This window comes from Sporosarcina koreensis (genome assembly GCF_000826145.2).
Taxonomy (GTDB): domain Bacteria; phylum Bacillota; class Bacilli; order Bacillales_A; family Planococcaceae; genus Sporosarcina; species Sporosarcina trichiuri.
Genome location: NZ_LN651337.1, coordinates 1,513,703 through 1,533,023 on the forward strand (window position 1 = coordinate 1,513,703; position 19,321 = coordinate 1,533,023).

Below are 19,321 nucleotides of genomic sequence, written 5' to 3' on the forward strand. Positions count from 1 at the left end.
GCACTGCCCATGAGGATCCAGTCTTCTGTCACTCTTTGTAGGTCTGATCGATGTCTTCTGCATTATGCGCATGCGGAGTGAAGCCTTTGACGTCCTTCCGCACAGCGACATAACTCTCAGGAGACACAAGGAACAGGTTCGGTGACAGTTCCAAAAGGTCTTTCTGGGCTTTGTCGTAGATCTCTTTCCGTTTGTCCGGATCGACCGTCCGCTTCCCTTCTTCAACCAGCTTGTCGTACTCCTCATTGGAGAAGTTCCAGACGTTCGCGGAACCGTCCGTGCTGAAGAAGTAGTTCATCGCGCGGTCAGGATCTGTTCCGGATCCGTTCCGGCCGATCAGGATATCCGCTGATGTATTGGACCATGTATCGATATACTCGCCCCACTCGATCTGCTTGATGTCCGCTTTCACACCGATTTCCGCCCATTGCTGCTGCAGAAGCTGTGCTGTGTCGACCATGTCAGCATAAGTGGATGCCGTTGTGATTGTTGTCGAGAAGCCGTCCGGATAGCCAGCTTCTGCCAAGAGCTTCTTCGCTTTGTCCGTATCGTTCATATAGACGTCTTCCTCATTCACATCAATCGCCCAGTCGCCCATCGCAGGGGTGATCGGTCCTGTCGTGATCGCCTTTCCGTCCCAGACCACTTTCGCGATGCTCTCACGATCGGTTGCCATGCTCAGCGCCTGTCTCACTTTCTCATTGTTGAATGGCTCTTTGTCGACGTTGAACCCGACGTAGCTGTATTCCAGTGACTGATAATCCTTGATATCGACATTGTCATCATTGCCAAGCAAGCCTGCTGATTTCGATGTCAGGGTCGTCATATCGATTTCACCTGTCCGGATGGCTGAAAGTCTCGCAGCTTCTTCCTTCATCGTGTAGTATTCGACCCGAGCCAGTTTCGGCTTGTCTTCGACGTAGTAGTCTTCGTTCTTCTTCAATGTCACACTGTTGTCCGGCACCCATTTCTCAAAGACGAACGGCCCGGTTCCGACAGCATTCTGCTGCAGATCTCCATTCTCTTCCACGACTTCTTTCGGTACGATTGCCGCACTCGAATTGGTCAGGTTCGTCAGGAACGTTGCATTCGGCTGTTCCAGTTCGAACTTGATCTGATGGTCATCCATCACTTCGATGTTTTTGACATCCGAAAAATACGAACTGATGTGGGACGCCGTCTCTTCATCCATGATGCGATCGAAACTGTATTTGACGTCATCTGCTGTCATTTCACGTCCATTATGGAATTTGACGCCTTCCACCAGATTGAACACGTAGGTGCTGTCATCCGGCTGCTCCCAATCGCTTGCAAGCTGGCCGACGAGCTCCATGTTTTCATCGAACGTCACAAGTCCTTCGTAAATCTTGGAGTAGATCCGCACCGAGGAATGGGCCGGCGTCTTGTGCGGATCGAGTCCTGCCGGTTCCTGATCATTGGCGATCTTGAGAACCTGTTCCGCATCGGAAGAGCCGCCTTTGTCGGTATCACCCGATCCCTCCGATGACGATTTGCCGTTCGAACAGGCGGCTGCCAGAATCACTGCAAACACCATGAGAAAGGAAAGCCAGATCTTCTTCTTCATATGTCATTCTCCTCTACACGTTTTTTAGGATGCAATTGAAAATCTTTTTTCTGAACGGGGTGATGTTTTGCGGCTCACGGCTATGGAGCCGGTTGGTCAGCAGGCTGACGATGAGCTGCCGTTCCGGGACGACCCATAAGGCGGTCCCGGTGAAGCCGGTATGACCGAACCCTTCCGGAAAGGTCTCCCCGAAGTCCCAGCCGAGCCCCCTGTCACCAACCTGGCGGCTTTCGCAAGCCTGCAGCAGCTCATCGGACAGGAAACCCTTCACTCCGAGATACAAGTTCCCGAGTGTCACCAAGTCGTCCGCATCTGAAAAAATCCCCGCGTGCCCTGCTGTCCCGTTCAAGAAGTAATAGCTGTTTCCGTCGTTCACCTCCCCGACGATTGCCGTATGTTCATCGCGCCATCCATCAAAGTGAAGATGGCGTTCGCTGCACATCCGCTTCTCAATGCGGTTGCCGAATTCCGTTGCTGCAATGTTGTGCTTATCCAAAGGGAGGTAGGTAACGGAGTCCAAGTCCAACCGGTTTCCAAAGTACTCACAAACCGCCTCCTCCAGCGTCATCTCTGTAAGCTGTTCGATCACTTTCCCGAGAAGCATGAAATTCAAATCGCTGTAAACCGTCTTCTCTGCAGACTCATGCAGCAGAGGAATGGAGTCCAGGACTTCATAGAATGACCGCCCCCGCTGCGTATACAGCGGATACCAAGCGATCAGGCCGCTGCTGTGCGTCAGTAGCTGCCGGATGGTCAGCGAGGTCAGCTCCGGCCGAGATTTAGCAGCAGGCAGGCATTCGCCAAGAGAGGTATCAAGCGTCAGCCGCCGCTCCGTGATCATGTGCAGAATCACCGTCGAGGTGAATATTTTCGTGATACTCGCGATGTCGAACCGGGTATCCGTGCGGCACGGTTCCACCGTCGCCAGATCACAGACGCCGAATGCTTTTCTGTATACCGATTCTCCATCCAATGAAATGCTGCAGACAGCCGCGGAAAAGTAACCGCTTTCAATGTGTTCTTTAATGATGTCATCGAGCGCTTCCATCTGTCCCATCTTCCTCACCTCCGTTACTTCCTGTTCCTGATGACTTCCCGGGTGCGGTTTAGCCGCTCGACAGAGGAATCCGGATTTTTGGAAACCATGCCCATGAAGAGAATGTCGATCACCGTAAGCTGTGAAATGCGGGAAACGGTCGCTCCGCTCCGAATGCTGTGTTCCGTTGGGGATGCATACAACGCAATATCCGCGAGACTTCGAACCTTGTTGCTGCCATACCGCGTGAGGGAAATGACCGATACACCGCGCTGCTTTGCCACTTGGACAGCTTCCACGATCTCCTTCGTCTCGCCTGAGTATGAAATCGCGAGCATCACATCCTTTTCGGTAAGGTGGACAGCTGTCATCAGCTGTGTGTGACTGTCAGTCAACGCCTCACACCACGTATCGATTCGCTTGCATTTTTGCTCGAAATCGAGCGCCACGATGCCGGAAGCGCCGACACCGAGCACCGCAATCCGACGGGCCGAAAGCAGCAGCTCCACAACCGCCTCCATCTGCTGCCGATCCACCAGGGAGATTGTGCTCTTGATGGACTGCATAGCCGTATAGGAAACGTAATCGACAATCTGGTCCATCCCCTGATCCGCCGGCATATCGGCGTAGTAGGTCTTCCCCTCTGCCTGGTGACTGCTAAGAGAGGCTGAAATTCCGAGCTTCAAGTCATGGTAGCCTTTGAACTGCAAGGCCCGGCACATCCGGATGATGGTCGCCTCACTGGCATGTGATTTCGCGGAAAGCTCCGCAATCGGCATTGTCAGGATGCAGGCCGGATCATTTAGAATAAAGGCAGCCACTTTTTTCTCTGAGGGACTCAGTGAATGGAGCCCCTGTTTGATGCGTTCCAGGGTGTTGTTCATGCTATCTCCCCCAGCATATGAAGTTTAACTACAGAACTTTCTAAAAGATTACTAGTTAAACTTCATGCTAATCTACCAATTCTGAAAAGTCAATGGGGTTTCGTAATGTTTTACAGTTATTTGGCGGGTAAATGATCGATGAGGGGCGATGGGGATTCGAATCGGAGCGGTATCGGCCAAAATGTGTGAACTATCGGCCATAACCTGTGAAGTGTCGGACACTCGGGCGGCGGTATCGGCCATAACTTGTGAAGTATCGGACACTTCGCCGAATGTATCGGCAGCCAGGCACAATTCAACTGTCGCCAGTTTTCTCATTGCACAGCAAAAAACCGCTGCCCATGAAAATTCGGACAGCGGCTTACCACTATTGAATCACCCTGAAACTAGAAATAGACCTGATGATTTTGCCATCAAGTCACACTCCCTCTTCCTACACGTCCGCCAAATCCGCCATCTCAATTGTGACGTGGAACCCTTCGAAAGCTGACAGCATCCGGCCGACTGCCTCCCAGGAATATGGCTGGCCGTCAATGACCATCAGCGGCAATTCCTCATCAGACGGATCATACTGCAGCATGCCTTTCAATACCATGTCACGGCTGGAGAGATATGGCTGGCCGGACGGAAACATTTTGTCTTCCACATACCGGACAGCAAGTCCCCTGCGTGTTTTGCGGACAAGCCGGAAATACAACTCTTGCTGATCGACCGTAACCTCCCCGTCCACGGCAAAGGTATAACCGAACTCTCCACGTTCCCGGGGCGTCAGCGTGACAGCCCCCGGATGGATCGACCACTCTACTTCAAGAATCAGATGGACCCCATCGGCATCCGCGCCCCGAATGACGCTGGCAGACCTGGAAGCGGCACCCGATAGGCAGCTGCCTGCCGCTCAGTATGGCAGGCCGTGCAGAGCGACTCTTCACCGACCCTCACCATCGCTTCCCTCTCTTCGCAGCTCTCACAGATCATCCAATCCTTCCTATCATTTCCTTACGTGATTAGAAAAAAGCATAATCCAACCGTGCATGATCATTCTTTTGTTGTACCGGCCGTCAGGTACTCCACTGTCACGTCGGGATCCCGCCACGCCGTCTTCGCATTTTCATCCGGCTCCTCTGGCTCCTCCTCAGGCATGCTGTCCACATTACAATTGGCTTCCCACTGCTCTGTTGTAGGGACGATTATATTTTTATTTTTCTTCATATCTTCCTTTCTTTTTTCACATATATCAGCCGCGTGGATGAGATAGGAAAGAAGAACGGAAACCGTGCATTTTCGGGAGGTTTCTTCATATTATAACTCGTTCAGGATTGCCTGTAACGCTTCTTTGGATAGAAAGCTTTCAATCAGTGTCTGAAGCGTGGTATTCTTATTCATGGAGATGACCTCGTTTCGTAAATGTTGGTGTCGTAACTTACATTTTACGTGGGGCATCTCTTTTTTGTATTCATTTTGATGGAACTATTTGGTTAATAAACACGCGTGGGATCCCCTGTCATTATTTCAGGTTGACAGCCTGTCCGTCATATGTTTGGTGAGTTCGACGACTTTTTGTACGGCGGGTGATTTGAAGCGGTCTCTCAGCATGATCAGGCTTTGGTAACTGTATAAATCAGGTGAAGGCAATTTCAGAAGAGGCGGCAGCTCCATGTCGTCATGAAGCTGCCGGAAACTTTGAGGTATGAATGCAATTCCTGCGCCCTTTTTTACCATCAGGACAATCGGCAACGAGGTCGTCCCCCAGTAGCTGATCGCCGGGATGAATCCAGTTGCTTGGCATGCTTCCAGTATGACATCCGATATATTATGACCAAGTGTCGTACGCTGCATGAGGAAAGATTCATAGCGTAAGTCTTGCAGAGTAATTGAAGATTTTGTAAGCAGGTGGTGGGATGGTGGCAGAGCCAGCAATAACGGTTCCTTGACCAATTCCACAATCTCGAGGTCATCGGCCAATGACGTATTACGGACCAGGCCAATATCGATTTCGTTGTTTCGCAGTTCGCGCAGGATATCTGTGTACTTCCCTTCCCGAACCTCCAGCGTGATATCGAGTTGCTGCCGCTGGATATCTTCCAAAATGCTCGGAATCAGGGTTATGCTGGCAGATGTCGACGTGCCGATCCGGACGGTGCCTTTTATGCCATTTCCAAATCCCTCTATTTCGTTCTGGATGTTATCCGACATGGCCAAGATCTCTTTTGCTCTATGATAGAGAAGGGTGCCGACTTCTGTGACAAGAAGCCTCTTTTTATACCGCTCAAAGAGAGTGACATCCAGTTCTTCCTCCAGCTTGCGGATCAGCATACTTAACGGCGGCTGTGCCATGTTGAGCTTTTTTGCCGCCTTTGATACACTTCCTTCCTCTACCACTTTCGTAAAGCAGCGCAGCCTGTGTAAATTCAACTTCTCGACCTCCCCTATATTCATACCAAAAGAATATCAATTATACATAAAATATATATTTTCAATCTTACGGAATTCTCTCTATAATTGAAAGTATTATTTTTCAATAGGCTTGAGAGATAACCACCTTATTTGAAAGCGCTTCACTAGCGATAAGGTCTGTGATCTCGATACTAACCCGACTGGATAATTACGGGCTACCTACTACTTGGAGGGATTCAGATGACCAGAAAGCCCACATTGTTCGAAGCGATTCTTCCTATAATCGTCATGTTGCTGCTCACCTCAATTGGATTCGCTGGATATGGTATTAAAATCGAACCACTGCTGATCTTGGCTTCATTGTTCGCTGGGATTATCGCCCTGCGGGTAGGCGTCTCCTGGGAGCAGATGATCAAAGGCATCCGCGAAAAGATAGATGCCGCGATGCCCGCCCTGCTGATCCTGATTTCCATCGGTATTTTGATCGGGCTATGGACAATGGCCGGGACGATTCCTGCCATGATTTTCTATGGCTTGAAAATCATCAATCCATCGTTCATCGTCCTCTTGGCATTTGTCGTATCTGCTATCGTCTCCATCGTGACAGGCTCCTCATGGGGCTCAATCGGGACGGTCGGCGTCGCTTTGATGGGAATCGCGTCGGGCATGGATGTTTCGGCAGCCGCGACTGCCGGTGCAATCGTTTCCGGTGCGTACTTTGGCGACAAACTATCTCCCCTGTCTGATACGACCAACTTGGCGCCTTTAGTTGTCGGCACAGAACTTCATGAGCATATCAAACACATGCTGTACACGACGGTTCCGGCCGCTATAGTGGCGATGGGCGTTTACACGGTTGTCGGATTCAACTCTTCAGGCGTGCAGGCAGGCAAATCAGAACAGACCAGCGCAATGCTGAGCAGTCTGGATGGGATGTTCACTTGGAGCCTTTGGCTGCTTCTCCCTGCTCTCATCATTCTGTATGGCACAATCCGCAAACTGCCTACACTGCCAGTTGTAATTCTTTCTTCCTTCACGGCTGGAATCATCGCAGTCTTTGTACAAGGTTTCTCGGTGAAGGATGCGTTTCAGGCCACTGTCTCCGGCTTTGACGTATCCATGGTCAACAAAGCCGGCTTCAACGCCGATGCTGTGATTCCAGAAGTCCTTCGGCTAGTCAATCAAGGAGGCATGCAGTCCATGACCGGTGTCGTGCTAATCGCACTTTGCGCCTTCTCGTTCGCCGGCATCGTTTCCGTATCCGGCTGTTTGGAAGTATTGGTCAATGCGTTGGTGAAACTCGTAAAACGGACAGGAGACCTTATCTTGGTTACCGTTCTGTCCTGCATCACGACAGCTCTGGTGACTGCCAACACCTATCTGCCGCTGATCATTCCGGGTGAGCTTTATAAAGATACGTACAGAAAGAAGAACCTCGCCGCAAAAAACCTTTCACGGACTCTGGAAGACTCGGGGACTGTCGTCATTCCTCTTGTTCCCTGGTCGACGTCAGGTGTATTCATCGCCGGGACACTGGGTGTCTCTACGTTCAGTTATCTGCCTTGGGCAGTGCTTTGTTACACAGGATTCATCTTCGCGATTATCCTTGGGTATACGGGTATCGGGATCACCAAGTTAGCGCCTGGCGATGAAACATCCGAATCTGCCGAGTGAACCTCTTATATGCCTGATTGAATCGTATCCAGACTGAACGATTCAAAGGGACTCGACAATTTAATAACACCAGAAAAACCGAACGCTCCAGGGGACAGTCAACAACTATCCTTGGGACGTCCGGTTTTTTAGTTCTGCCAAACTATCTTGTCCATGCGTCATCTCGTCAACGACCGGCAATACAACAGGAGACTGACAGCCGTCAGCTGCATGCGCGGCACCAAGGAATCAAGTACCAGGTACTCACTTTCTGAGTGCCAGTTCCCACCGACCGGACCCATCCCGCAAATTGTCGGTACACCAAGCGCTGCAGCGAAGCCCGCATCTGCGGCTCCTTTGGTCGCCGTTCCTTTCACAGGGACCGCTACCTGTTCCCCTGCCCGTTTCACGATGTCAAACAGCTTACAGGATTGTTCACTCTCCTCCATTGGCAGGATGCCTGAACCGACCGCCAGTACAGAAACCGTTCCTTCGATATAGGAATGATGCGCAATCGCCTGGATAGCGGATTTCAGCTGTTCAAACTCACACACCCTCCAAAAACCTGCATGGATTGTACAATGGGCTGTCGGTGCTACTGTATTATTCGCGATGCCCCCTTCGATAGTTCCGATATTGACGGTCACGCCTTTCTCCAGATCCATCAGCTGTTTGACTGCAATGATTTTGTGCGCCAGTTCATCTATCGCACTGATGCCTTGTTCGATTGCGGATCCTGAGTGGGCCGCTTTCCCTGTAACATCGATTCTCAGATGGGCGGAACCTTTTCTGGAGGTCACTACCGATCCATCCGGCCGGGCTGGTTCCATATTGAAGACGCCGGCTGCATCTGCAGCCCGCTCTTGGATGACAGCCTCGGAAACCGGCGATCCGATTTCTTCATCTGGCGTGAACAGCAATTCAAGATCGCAAATTTCCGCAGAAGCAAACATGCTTACGGCTGCCGCTGTCACAATCATACTGACCAAACTGCCTTTCATATCCGACACACCTGGTCCGTATGCAAACGTCCCATCCTCAGAGAATGGCCGTCCGGCTGCCGTTCCAGTTTGGAAGACCGTATCTTGATGGCCCATCAACAGAATCTTCCCCGGTTGTCTTCCTTTTACTGTAGCGATAATATGATTGCCGTATGACTCGTTTTCCCGCACAGTGAATGGAATATCATAATGATGCAGCACTTCTTGGATAATTTTTCCCACCGCATTAACATTACCCTTATCGTAGGAATGACTGTCTGTATTGACCAGCTGCCGCAAATACTTCTTCGCCACCTGTTCTTGTTCGCGGATAAATTGACACATGTTTGTTATTTTCTCATCCATTGTGAAACCTCCTCCTTGAGGTGACAATCCCCGATCTAATCCGGTTCTCTATAGATCAGTGTAAATGGATGCGATTCATATGTGAAATATATATAAACTATTTTACTGATATATGAATGATATAAGACTGGCATTTGAACCTTTCTTGTTCTGCTTAAAACTGTAGCTTCCCTATCTTACTGGTTTCACTTCTGCTTACCTATGTCTCCAGCCGTTGGTGTTTCTCCAGACTTCCATACCACTATGCAACAACAGCCATTTCAAAATTACAGGTTCTATTTTAATCAGCACCAAAAACCCCTCACCCACCCAGGCAAGAGGTCTGTCCCATCATTTCAGCTTCACAATCTTCCTGTCCTTCCGTTTCGCATCCCCGAGGAGGACGAAGTTCAACCCGGCACCTTTGCCGATATGGAACGCCTGCACAGTACGTCCCGGCTTCCGGTAAATCCGTTCGTCGCGGTCGTCCAGACGGCTGCAGAGACGTTTGACGCGGTCGACGCTTTTTTCGAAGACGTCGATGCTGCACGGAACGTCGATGATGTTGCCGCTTTTCATGAAGATGGTGGTGATCCGGCGGCCGTGCGGTTCGTAGTCGGCCACTTGGCGCTCGTTGACGTAGCCGCGGTCCGGGAAGCCGCACCAGGCGAACGGCATCAGGCACATGCGATGCTTCCGGCTCAGGAGGATCGGTGTCTTACTCCGGGAGCGCAGAATGAGTTCCGCGCTGTCACGGGCACCCCGCAGGCTTGAGCCGGCAAGCCGGAGGTTCAGGTCCACAAGCTCCGTCGGCTCATATGGAAGGATGTCGCTGCTGTCCGCTTCGATCCGATGAGCGGCAAGCACCCCTTCCTCATCATAGGTCGGCATCAGCACCTCGATCCGCGTTGTCAGTACCAATTGATCATTGTTCTTCATGTTCGATTTCCTCCCTTTTCAAAGTTCGCGCTGGATTACAGGGCAAAGAAAGGGGTATACTGGCCATAGGCCGGCAACCCCGGCTTCCGTTCCCCGAGTGATGTCTTCGCCGACGTTCACACTCGGGGACTTTTCATGTTCGTGCCTTCCAACTGCTCACCTCCCTTCAGCCGCAGCCGTACGATAAGAGTGACACAGGCCGCTTTTTTATCGAACCATTACAGGCATTCACGGCGTCTGGCGCCAATCTGACACTTGATTTCCCGCTTCAACCAGCGCATTCACCAAAATCGGTATATGTATCAGCAGTACATAGTTCATACTGGAACACCCTATACATTTAGTAGCTTTAGTAGATTTAGCACACTCACCTATGACCATTGCCGCATTTTATTTCATTATTTTCAGTATAGTCAAACAAAAATGGTTTGTCTACTTTATTTTTCCACTTGGTATCTTTTTATCGGTCATTTGGATGTTTGGTGACAGGTGGAGCGGATTGCAGATGTTTCACAAAGGAAAAGAGGTCACTATCCTGGTGCGGATAGTGACCTCTTTTTCTATAACACGAACTTGAAAGACCCAGTGATATTGCGTGATCCAACTCTGTATTGCGCGCCTGTACACCGTGCAGCTTCCATGAAAAGATTTTGGTTCAAACAGGCAGAATCGTTTCAAGAAACTCCCTGTCCAGGCGATAGGTCTTCGGATTTTTCGATACAACTTCCACATACTCGTGTTTAATGAGGGACGCCATGGATTTGTTAATGAGGTATCTCGATTCTCCGGACACTTTCCGCAGGATAGACATGGATACCTCGGTATCCTCATGAATGAATACATTCATCGTGATAATGACATACAGCAGCTGCTTTTCCAGTTTGTTTTCTGCCCACGTCTCATCTGAGATGTTTTGTTTGATATGTGTAAGCTTCACCAGATTGTCTTCCAAATCGTCAATAACGCCTTGTTGTCCGGATGCCAGCAATTCCAGCATGTCGATCAGAAAGAAAGTGAGATCCCCTCTGTTAAGCGGAGCCGCAACCTCTTCCAGCGCTTTATAGTATTTCGTCTTGTTTTTGTTCACCGCATAGGAAAGGGATATGGCCGTATAGGGATCCAAGTATCTGGCCAGGTAACTGCCGACCAGCAGCCTCCCCGTTCTTCCATTCCCGTCATAGAAAGGATGGGTATACTCGTAATAATAATGAGCGACCATATACTTATAGAGGTCGGGATGCGACGGGTCTTGCAGGTAGGCGATCAGTTTTTCAAGATTGGTACGGATACGCATCTCTGTCCTGACTCCGATATGTGTGGTAACCGAACCGTCATTCACTTCCACGTATCCCTTCCGGAACATGTCTCCGTCCGGTGTATTGTCTGAAGAGATTTCATCGGCGACCAGCTCGTCATACAGGTCCCTGAACGACTGCAGCTCTTCAAACGGTTCGATGTCTTCAATATGCAAGTAGGTTTTCATCAACCCTATGAAACGCTTGTGCCCTGACTCAGATTTCATAATGTCATCCAGCGCATCGCTCAGCTCTTTCTTTGTACTTTTGACACCTTCGATTTCATTCGTACTTTGCGCTTCGTTGATGATCAGCTTGTGGAAATACGGCTCCACTGCAAACTGAGGCAACTTGGCGACCAATGAAGCGATTTTCGAGCTGTTCAGCAGAACTTCGGAATGCAGGTCCATGAGTCTTGGCGTGTTCACATAGAATAACTCAAACGAATCCTCGGTCGTACGGCCCCTTTTAAATGCATTTATAGAAAGGCCTGTTACATAGCTTCCATACCCGGAAACCCGAGTATGGTATTCGTGCATATAGTCAGCCGCATCCAGCTTATAAAAAATCTTGGATAACTTCTCGTATGACATACCAGGACCCCCCTGATTTCAAAAAAAGAGTTCTTTTTTAAATCTTATCAGGAGTCTCCCCCGGTAACCACCAAATTACACAATTATTTTTTCAATAAAGCGCACTACACAACCCCGACACCATCTCGAGGAAGGAGTCTGTGTCGTCCTCCGCTTCATCACACGAGACCCCAAAAATCTTTCCCGACAATACTTCCCCATTTCAATAATCCCCAACACAAACTCCAAAAACTCCTGGGCATTCCGCGAAAACACCCCGCGCATTCTTCAAAAACGTCCGTTCGCCTCCCTGTCCCAACTCTCTTATGATGGACTCACCCAGGGAATACAACGCGTCGTGCACGACCTGAAAAGGTTGAGAACCATGAATCAGTTTGAAGAAGTGTTGGAGCAATACGAGCCGATGATCTCCTCGATCATCCGTAAACTTCACATCTACCGGGAGTTCGAACAATTCCGCCAGGCAGGCCGCATTGCCCTTTGGCAGGCGTGGAGCCGGTTCGACGAAACGAAGGGCGACTTCCCGCCCTATGCCTACCGGTCCATCCATGGCGCGCTGCTGGACGAACTGAAGCGCGAGACCCGATTCAGCGACGTCCACGTCCCGGCAGAAGACGACCTGCTGGAATACGTGAGTACGGAGACGGACAGCGACACATCCGCATCCAGCCGGCTGGAAGAGGTGCTGTTGCAGCTGACAGCGGAAGAGAAGGAACTGGTCACCCTGCTATACGAAGACCGCGTGACGCAGACGGTCTGCGCCGCCCATTTCGGGATCTCGGTGGCGGGGGTGAAGAAGCGGCGGGAGCGGCTGCTGGGGAAGCTGCGGGGGCAGTTGGGGAGTTGAATCGGAAAAGTGAAAGACTTCGCGGAGAGGGATCTCCGCGAAGTCTTTTTTATCCTGAGCATTTGTCACCTCTGCGTAAACGGGAGGTGACCAACGGCCGTATTATCTATTACTGTTCGGGTGAGGACGCTTTGTTTTCATCAGAACTAGCAGAGTCATAAATGGTTTGGATTTCTGACGAAAAAAGTCCCTCTTCAAACATAACAAATCAATGCCCAGAATGAATGATTCGTTCTCGACCACCCCTTTCTACTAGACGACAATGTCTCATCTATTCGAGAATTCACTGAATTGCACGATACATAGATCACCAAACAGTGAAATAGCTAACAGGGTGGATATTAAACACTGCTGTAATCTGTTCCTGCAGCCCACTACAAACCCCACCCAAAAAGGACTTCTGAAGATTTTTTCAGAAGTCCTTTCACATATCACAATTTTCAAGTCACGTTCTCAGTTGCTGCAGTCTTGATTGCTTCATCCAATTCCCGGATCACTTCAATCTGATGCTCGTTCGACCAGCCCATCTCTTCCGCCATGTACTCAATGACTGGTGTTTTCCATTTGCGGACCCAGTCGATATGGAAGTAGAGCGCTCCTGTCCGACGTATGAAATAGTCAGCAGGCGTGATGGCCATTTCGTGATCGATGGCGTATTGCAAGGTGAGACGGATGGCCAGGGGCAGCTTTGTGCTGGCGGATGTCTTATTCACAAGGCCTGCAATCGTGTCGGTATTCGTGCCGTATTGGGAGGCGATGTTCAGACCATCCTGGTACGTCAGACCGAGCTTTGTCAGTTCGCGTGCCCGATTCTCTACAAAGGGATGGTAATCGGAAGCCCTATTGAAGTCCCCGCCTGATAGTTTAAGCGTTTTTGTTATGGACGGTGCTAATTTGACACCTGCGTTTCCCAGTCGCTGGGCAATCTTGTCCGTTATCGTCTGCGCCATTTTCCGGTAGCCCGTCAGCTTTCCGCCGGCAATCGTCAACAGGCCGCTTGTCGATTCCCAGATTTCGTCTTTCCGGGATATTTCCGACGGTCCTTTCCCCTCTTGCTGGATAAGCGGGCGGACCCCTGCCCAGGTGGACTCGATATCTGACATATCGACCGATGCATCGGGAAACATCTGCGCGATGGCGTTGACGATATACGTCTTATCCTCCAGCGTTATTCCCGGATTTTCCAGTTCTTCTTCGAAGACAGTATCCGTTGTGCCGACATACGTCTTATCATTACGCGGAATGGCGAATATCATCCTGCCGTCTGGTGTATCGAAGTAGATCGGCTGGTGAAGTGGTAATTTCTTGTGATCGAACACTAAGTGAACTCCTTTGGTCAGTTGCAGTTTTTTTCCGGCAATCCTCTTATCGAGATCGAGCACTCTTTCCACCCATGGACCAGATGCGTTTACGATCACTTCCCCATGCACTTCAGCCAGTTTGCCGGTGAGCTGATCGGTCACCTGTATGCCTGTCATAGTGCCCGCAGACTTATAGAGAAAACCGGTGACCTTCGCATAGTTCAACAGATCCGCCCCCAGCTCGGCGGCTTTTTTTGCGACTTCAATGGTCAGCCGGGCATCGTCTGTGCGATACTCCACATATTCTCCCCCGCCGATCAGCCCGTCCCCGTTCAGCAGCGGTTCGTGCTGGAGAACTTCTTCCCTCGTGAGCATCTTCCTGCGCTCCGACCGTTTCACCCCTGCCAGGAAATCATAGACACGCAGGCCGAGTGATGTTGAAAACCTGCCGAATGTACCGCTTTTGTAGAAGGGGAGCAGCATCCATTCGGGATGGGTGACGTGGGGGGCGTTCTCATAGACGATCGCCCGCTCCTTTCCGACGTCCGCGACCATTTTCACTTCCAGTTGCTTCAGATACCGCAATCCGCCATGGACCAGCTTGGTGGAGCGGCTCGACGTGCCTGCACCGAAGTCCTGCATTTCGACCACCAGCGTTTTCGCGCCCCTCGACACCGCGTCCAGCGCGATGCCCACTCCTGTAATCCCCCCTCCGATAATTATCACGTCATAGGGCTCATCAGGCAGCTGCTTCAGAATGCGCTGCCGTTCCTGCCAGGAAAATTGTTTCACTTCAACCATCTCCTCCGTCTTCTATATAGCGAAAGGCCATTACAATTGCCCACAGCAAATAAGGGTGATTGTAATGGCCTCTCTCATCATCTCCGGCCGTGTTCAATTACAACGGGCATGGTATACTGTAGTCAGAATCCTCAGATCGAAAGGATGTCATTCATGAATTTCATCGACATGGTCGAGTCTCAAATGATCGCTTCCGTACATACTGAAAAAAGTTTGGAACAAGCACTGACGAGCAACGTGAATATCGTGTTCCTCCTGACCGGCGATCTGCTGACGGCAGGCATCTATATCGAGCGCCTGCAAAACGCCGGTAAGCGCGTCTTCCTCCATCTGGACTTCATCGACGGGCTCGCCAATTCCAAAAGCGCGATCTCCTTTGTCAAAGAGACATGGGGACCGACGGGCATCATCACGACCAAGAGCCACCTCATCAAGTACGCCTCCGATATGGGGCTGATGACCATCCAGCGGATCTTCCTGCTGGACGGCAGTGCCGTGACGAAAGGGATCGAAATGGTGAACTCCAGTAAGCCGGACGCCATCGAAATCATGCCGGGCGTCATCACGAAAGTGATCGATCAGTTATCGAGCACGCTCGATTTTCCGGTCATCGCCGGCGGTCTCATAACGGAAGCTTCGGAAGTCTACGAAGCACTCCGATGCGGCGCCCTCGCCGTCTCTTCCGGCAACCCGGAGATGTGGGAATTGGATTTATAAGCCGGGGTGTGCCGGCAAAGCGGCCACACTCTCCAGCACGTAGTCCGGCTGGACAGGCGAGGCTTCTGCCATCGCAGCATCTGTGATGCCGGACAGCACCAGCACAGAGGTCATGCCGGCTTCGTTCGCCATCTTTACGTCGGTTTCCAGCCGGTCCCCTACCATGACGCAACGATCCGCCGGCATGCCGAGGACACTCTCCATGACGAACTTTGCCATCAGGCCGGAGGGCTTCCCGGTGACCAGTATCTGCTCCCCCGTCACCCCTTCGAGCGCACCGATCATCGCTGCGCAGTCCGGCAGCTCCCCGCCTTCCACAGGACAGGTGCGGTCCGGGTTTGTCGCAATGAGGACAGCCCCGTTTTTCCACGCTTGGAACGCGGCGTTGATCTTTTCGTAAGTGAAGCTCCGATCCCAGCCGAGGACCACATACGATGCGCTTGCCCAGTCACCGGTCAGTGCAATCCCTTCCTGCCTCAGCTCTTCGACCAAGGGCTCTTCCCCGATGACATAGACTTCCTGGGAATCCTCCAATACGGACTTCAAATAATGCGCCGTTATATAATTGGAACTGACGACTTCATCAAGAGTGACGCCGATACCGAGCCTGCCCAGCTTCTCCACGTATTCGGTCCGCCGGGCGATCGACTTGTTCGTCAGGAACACGACTTTGTCCCCCCGCTCCCGCAGCGAACGAATGGCCTCTTTTGCGCCGTCTATCAGGTCCTCGCTCAAATAGATCGTTCCATCCAAGTCAAATACATAGCCTTTTTGCATGCCTCTCTCCCTCTTGTCAACTGATGATCTCCACTGTCTGTACATAGTCGATCTCTTTAATGAGATGGTAAATTTCGGGTATCATCCGCTTCACGCTCACTCTGGAGCGGATTTCGAGCAGATGGGTATGTTCTTCCGGCAGATCCTTGATTTTTGATTGGTTGATGACAAACTTCTGGTCTTCCAGATCATTCATCACCGCTTCGATCCCTTTTGCATCATTGACCGTGATCCGGAGAATCAGGTCCCGTCTCCGCAGGTTTTTCGGTCCGTATTTGGCGGTGAGGTACGGGATCAGTTCCACACTGAGCATCAGAAGGAACACGCCGAATATCGCTTCCGGGTAGAAGCCGGCACCGACAGCAATCCCGATACCGGCCGCTCCCCAGATCATGGCGGCTGTTGTCAGTCCGGAAATCCGGTCGTTGCCGCGCCGTAAGATGACGCCGGCTCCGAGGAACCCGATTCCCGAGACGATCTGCGCAGCGAGACGGAGGGGATCCATCTGGATATTCAAATGGGTGCTGCCGGGGAACGTGTAGGCGGACTCGATCGAGACAATCGTCAGCAGACAGCTGACGATCGAAATGACCAAGCTGGTCTTCAGTCCGAGCGGCTTGCGTTTCAGTTCCCTTTCCAGTCCGATGATGAGGCCTAATACAGCGGAGATGCTGAGCTTGCCGATGAGTTCAATATCGAGCCAATCCATACATTCTCCTCCTCATCCGACACCTACTCGTCCAACTGTGCAGTGACCGATGGGTGCTCCAATATGTCCGCAAGTGTGTATGTGTACGGATTGATCTCGAAGACGACGGGTCCTTGGTACCCATTCTCCTTCAGGATCTTCACCAATTCACGGGTACCGGTCTGTGTCGCTCCGTCACCGGGAAGCTGGTGCAGATCCCCCTTCATATCATTGTCGGAGAAATGGACGGACGCCAGGCGATTGCCGAGCCGCGCCACGGTCTCCGCCAGAGGCGCGCCGAGCACCGCAAGATGTCCTGTATCCAAGCAAGCCGCAGTCTGTGTCTTGTCCAATATGGACATCCACTCGTCCACTGACGAGGGGAAGATGTGCATGTAGTTCAGCTTGTCCGGAATCTGGTTTTCGAACAGCAGCTGCACGTTGTGCTCGTCCGCCAATGCACGAATCTGCTGCAGACGTCCGACGACCCGTGCACCGGCGTCTTCCTCATCCTCCGACGCCCAGGCCGACCCGCCGTGGATCACCGCATGCCCGCCGCCCAGTTCACCGAGCTTGCCGAGCCAATACTTGTTCCGTTCCGTGATCACCGTACCGACGCCTTCATACGGCGTGGCCAAGTTCAAATCATGGAACGGCAGATGGAGCCCGACTTTCAGCCCCGCGTCCGCAGCCAATGCCATATCGGCTTCCGCCGAATGATGTTCCGCCCATATTTCCACACCGGCAAATCCGGCCTGGCGGATCGCTTTCATATCCTGTTCGGTTTTCGTCTGGCCCATCGACCAGAGACTCAGCCATTTCTCCATCTTCAACATCCTTTCTGATAGTGGTTACACTTCCGGGTTGATCTCTTCGAGTTTGCGGCCTTTCGTTTCTGGTGCAAGTGCGATCGTGATAATCAGACCTGAAAGCGCCACGACGGCGAATACTCCCAATGCCGCGGCGTTCCCCCAGACAGCGACGACGTTCGGGAAGACGAGGACACCGAGGATGGACCCGATCCGGCTAACGGACGTCGCAAAGCCAGAGGCGCCCGCCCGGATGCTCGTCGGGAACAATTCCGTCGGATAGACAAAGTTCAAGATGCCTCCGCCCATATTGGCAAACAGGACGGCGATACTGAACAGCACGACGAGGAACACAAGCGTCGGATGCGGATTGAACGCCAACACTGTCAGCCCGGCTGTCAGTCCGGTGAACGAAGTGATCAGCAGCGGGCGTCTCCCCCAGCGGTCGACCAGGTTCATCCCGATGATGGCGCCCACCAGGCCGAGGACACTGACGACCGATGATGCGATGTATGTCTGATGCAGCGAACCCTTTGTGACTGCCGACAGGATCGTCGGTGTGTACATGGAAATGCCGTAATACGATGTCGCGTAACAGAACCAGAAACCGGATACGAAAATCGTCCGCTTGATGAACTTCTGGGAGAACAAGGCGCTGATCTTCACTTTTGCGCGCTCGGGTTCCGGTTTCACTTCGACGACGCTTCCTGTCAAGTCGAAGACGATCTTCTCCGCCTCTTTTTCCCTTCCTTTCGACGCAAGCCATCTTGGCGACTCCGGTAGTCCGATCCGGAAGAGGAAGATGATGACTGCGAAGATCGCACCTAGGAGGAACATGTAACGCCACGCATTATCGCCGAACGGCTCAAGCAGAATTCCGCTTGCATAGGCGACCACTGCCCCGACAAACCACATGGCCGCAAGGAACGTCCCCTGCTTGCCCCGGTTTTTGGTGGAACTGAATTCAGCAACGAGAGTCGCCGAAATCGGATAGTCCGCCCCGATCCCGATCCCGAGCAGGAACCTGAAGACGATCAGCCAAATGACGTTCGGCGCCACAGCTGTCAAAACCGCGAACAATACAAACGCAAGCAAGTCGATCGTGATCATCGCTTTCCGGCCGAACGAGTCCGTCAGACTGCCGAGCCACGCGGCCCCGATGAAGGAACCGATTATCGCCGCAGCGACAAGCAGACTCTGCTCAATCGGCATGATGTCCCACTGTTTCAAGATCAGCGGCATCGCTACCGCGATAATCGTCAAGTCGAACCCATCGAGGAACGTCCCCCCCGCAGAAACGATCTTCACTTTCCGTTGAAACTTCCTGAGTTTTTCCGGATCTGCCGGATTGTCCATATAATCATATGCCATTTCCTTTTCCCTCTTTTCCATTTTGTGATTGGTCATACACCCCAACGTACACCCGACTGCTGAAACGGCTTGCCGTGCTTGTCCGCAAATCCCTCCCTGTCCAAAAACAAAGAGAACCCGGCGAAACCAAAGAACCTCCCAGCACATGATTGCGCCGACAGCTTTGGTTTCACCGGGTTTCTCATCGTCTCTGCCCGATTGACTAGTAAGCTTCCTGAATTGAAAGCGTTTCATTTGATGTCCACTCTAGTGTAAATTGCAGTTTTATGAGTGTCAAGAGTTTTCTAAATTATTGTACGGCATCCT

General features: G+C 51.7%; 18 protein-coding genes. 3 read left to right on the forward strand and 15 right to left on the reverse strand.

Annotated elements, in window-relative coordinates; translation table 11 throughout:
• Positions 1-28: 28 nt before the first annotated feature.
• The 7 genes from BN1190_RS13195 to BN1190_RS13215 all read right to left on the reverse strand — a co-directional run bounded on the left by BN1190_RS13195 (position 29) and on the right by BN1190_RS13215 (position 5,941).
• Positions 29-1,585, reverse strand: a complete 1,557-nt coding sequence (locus BN1190_RS13195) for an ABC transporter substrate-binding protein (protein WP_040287469.1) — start codon at positions 1,583-1,585, stop codon at positions 29-31.
• 13 nt (positions 1,586-1,598) lie between these two features.
• Positions 1,599-2,642: a serine hydrolase domain-containing protein gene (locus tag BN1190_RS13200; protein WP_040287470.1), complete on the reverse strand. Its 1,044-nt coding sequence runs from the start codon at positions 2,640-2,642 to the stop codon at positions 1,599-1,601.
• A 14-nt stretch (positions 2,643-2,656) separates the two neighbouring features.
• On the reverse strand, positions 2,657-3,505 hold the full coding sequence (locus BN1190_RS13205; protein ID WP_040287471.1) for a MurR/RpiR family transcriptional regulator: 849 nt from the start codon (positions 3,503-3,505) through the stop codon (positions 2,657-2,659).
• Positions 3,506-3,938: 433 nt separating this feature from the next.
• The gene (locus BN1190_RS13210; RefSeq protein WP_425313933.1) at positions 3,939-4,352 is read right to left on the reverse strand and encodes a DUF7713 domain-containing protein; all 414 of its coding nucleotides are present in this window, start codon (positions 4,350-4,352) and stop codon (positions 3,939-3,941) included.
• Positions 4,319-4,480 (reverse strand): hypothetical protein, encoded by a 162-nt coding sequence (locus BN1190_RS15095; protein ID WP_179860795.1) that lies wholly within the window; start codon positions 4,478-4,480, stop codon positions 4,319-4,321. Before BN1190_RS15095 ends, BN1190_RS13210 begins: the two co-directional genes overlap by 34 nt.
• Positions 4,481-4,540: 60 nt before the next feature.
• Complete coding sequence (locus BN1190_RS15100) at positions 4,541-4,714, reverse strand: hypothetical protein (RefSeq protein WP_179860796.1); 174 nt, start codon at positions 4,712-4,714, stop codon at positions 4,541-4,543.
• 300 nt (positions 4,715-5,014) lie between these two features.
• Complete coding sequence (locus tag BN1190_RS13215; protein WP_082023418.1) at positions 5,015-5,941, reverse strand: LysR family transcriptional regulator; 927 nt, start codon at positions 5,939-5,941, stop codon at positions 5,015-5,017.
• Between the two features lie 198 nt (positions 5,942-6,139).
• Here BN1190_RS13215 and nhaC point away from each other — a divergent pair, with 198 nt between their 5' ends.
• Complete coding sequence (gene nhaC, locus BN1190_RS13220; RefSeq protein WP_040287473.1) at positions 6,140-7,573, forward strand: Na+/H+ antiporter NhaC; 1,434 nt, start codon at positions 6,140-6,142, stop codon at positions 7,571-7,573.
• Between the two features lie 158 nt (positions 7,574-7,731).
• Here nhaC and BN1190_RS13225 read toward each other — a convergent pair whose 3' ends face one another.
• From BN1190_RS13225 to BN1190_RS13235, 3 genes are all read right to left on the reverse strand, one after another.
• A complete protein-coding gene (locus BN1190_RS13225; RefSeq protein WP_040287474.1) occupies positions 7,732-8,898 on the reverse strand; it encodes a M20 family metallopeptidase in 1,167 nt (388 codons plus the stop codon).
• A 330-nt stretch (positions 8,899-9,228) separates the two neighbouring features.
• The gene (locus BN1190_RS13230) at positions 9,229-9,816 is read right to left on the reverse strand and encodes a competence protein ComK (protein ID WP_040287475.1); all 588 of its coding nucleotides are present in this window, start codon (positions 9,814-9,816) and stop codon (positions 9,229-9,231) included.
• A gap of 655 nt (positions 9,817-10,471) precedes the next feature.
• Complete coding sequence (locus BN1190_RS13235; protein ID WP_040287476.1) at positions 10,472-11,704, reverse strand: Fic family protein; 1,233 nt, start codon at positions 11,702-11,704, stop codon at positions 10,472-10,474.
• A gap of 364 nt (positions 11,705-12,068) precedes the next feature.
• Between BN1190_RS13235 and BN1190_RS13240 the strand changes: the two genes are divergently transcribed.
• Positions 12,069-12,551, forward strand: coding sequence for a sigma-70 family RNA polymerase sigma factor (locus tag BN1190_RS13240; RefSeq protein ID WP_040287477.1), 483 nt, complete (start codon positions 12,069-12,071; stop codon positions 12,549-12,551).
• A 440-nt stretch (positions 12,552-12,991) separates the two neighbouring features.
• Here BN1190_RS13240 and BN1190_RS13245 read toward each other — a convergent pair whose 3' ends face one another.
• Positions 12,992-14,644 carry a glycerol-3-phosphate dehydrogenase/oxidase gene (locus BN1190_RS13245; protein WP_425313926.1) on the reverse strand — a complete coding sequence of 551 codons (1,653 nt, stop codon included), beginning with the start codon at positions 14,642-14,644 and terminating at the stop codon, positions 12,992-12,994.
• Between the two features lie 162 nt (positions 14,645-14,806).
• Between BN1190_RS13245 and BN1190_RS13250 the strand changes: the two genes are divergently transcribed.
• Positions 14,807-15,370 (forward strand): glycerol-3-phosphate responsive antiterminator, encoded by a 564-nt coding sequence (locus BN1190_RS13250; RefSeq protein WP_040287479.1) that lies wholly within the window; start codon positions 14,807-14,809, stop codon positions 15,368-15,370.
• Here the strand turns inward: BN1190_RS13250 and BN1190_RS13255 are convergent.
• From BN1190_RS13255 to BN1190_RS13270, 4 genes are read right to left on the reverse strand one after another with little or no spacing between them, the layout of a single operon-like run.
• Entirely contained in the window at positions 15,365-16,147 is a 783-nt protein-coding gene (locus BN1190_RS13255) for an HAD-IIA family hydrolase (RefSeq protein WP_040287480.1), read from the reverse strand. The two genes, BN1190_RS13250 and BN1190_RS13255, sit on opposite strands and share 6 nt — an antisense overlap.
• A 16-nt stretch (positions 16,148-16,163) precedes the next feature.
• Positions 16,164-16,856: an MgtC/SapB family protein gene (locus tag BN1190_RS13260; protein ID WP_040287481.1), complete on the reverse strand. Its 693-nt coding sequence runs from the start codon at positions 16,854-16,856 to the stop codon at positions 16,164-16,166.
• 23 nt (positions 16,857-16,879) lie between these two features.
• Entirely contained in the window at positions 16,880-17,662 is a 783-nt protein-coding gene (locus BN1190_RS13265) for a sugar phosphate isomerase/epimerase family protein (RefSeq protein WP_040287482.1), read from the reverse strand.
• Between the two features lie 24 nt (positions 17,663-17,686).
• Positions 17,687-19,015: an MFS transporter gene (locus BN1190_RS13270; RefSeq protein ID WP_040287483.1), complete on the reverse strand. Its 1,329-nt coding sequence runs from the start codon at positions 19,013-19,015 to the stop codon at positions 17,687-17,689.
• Positions 19,016-19,321 lie beyond the last annotated feature (306 nt).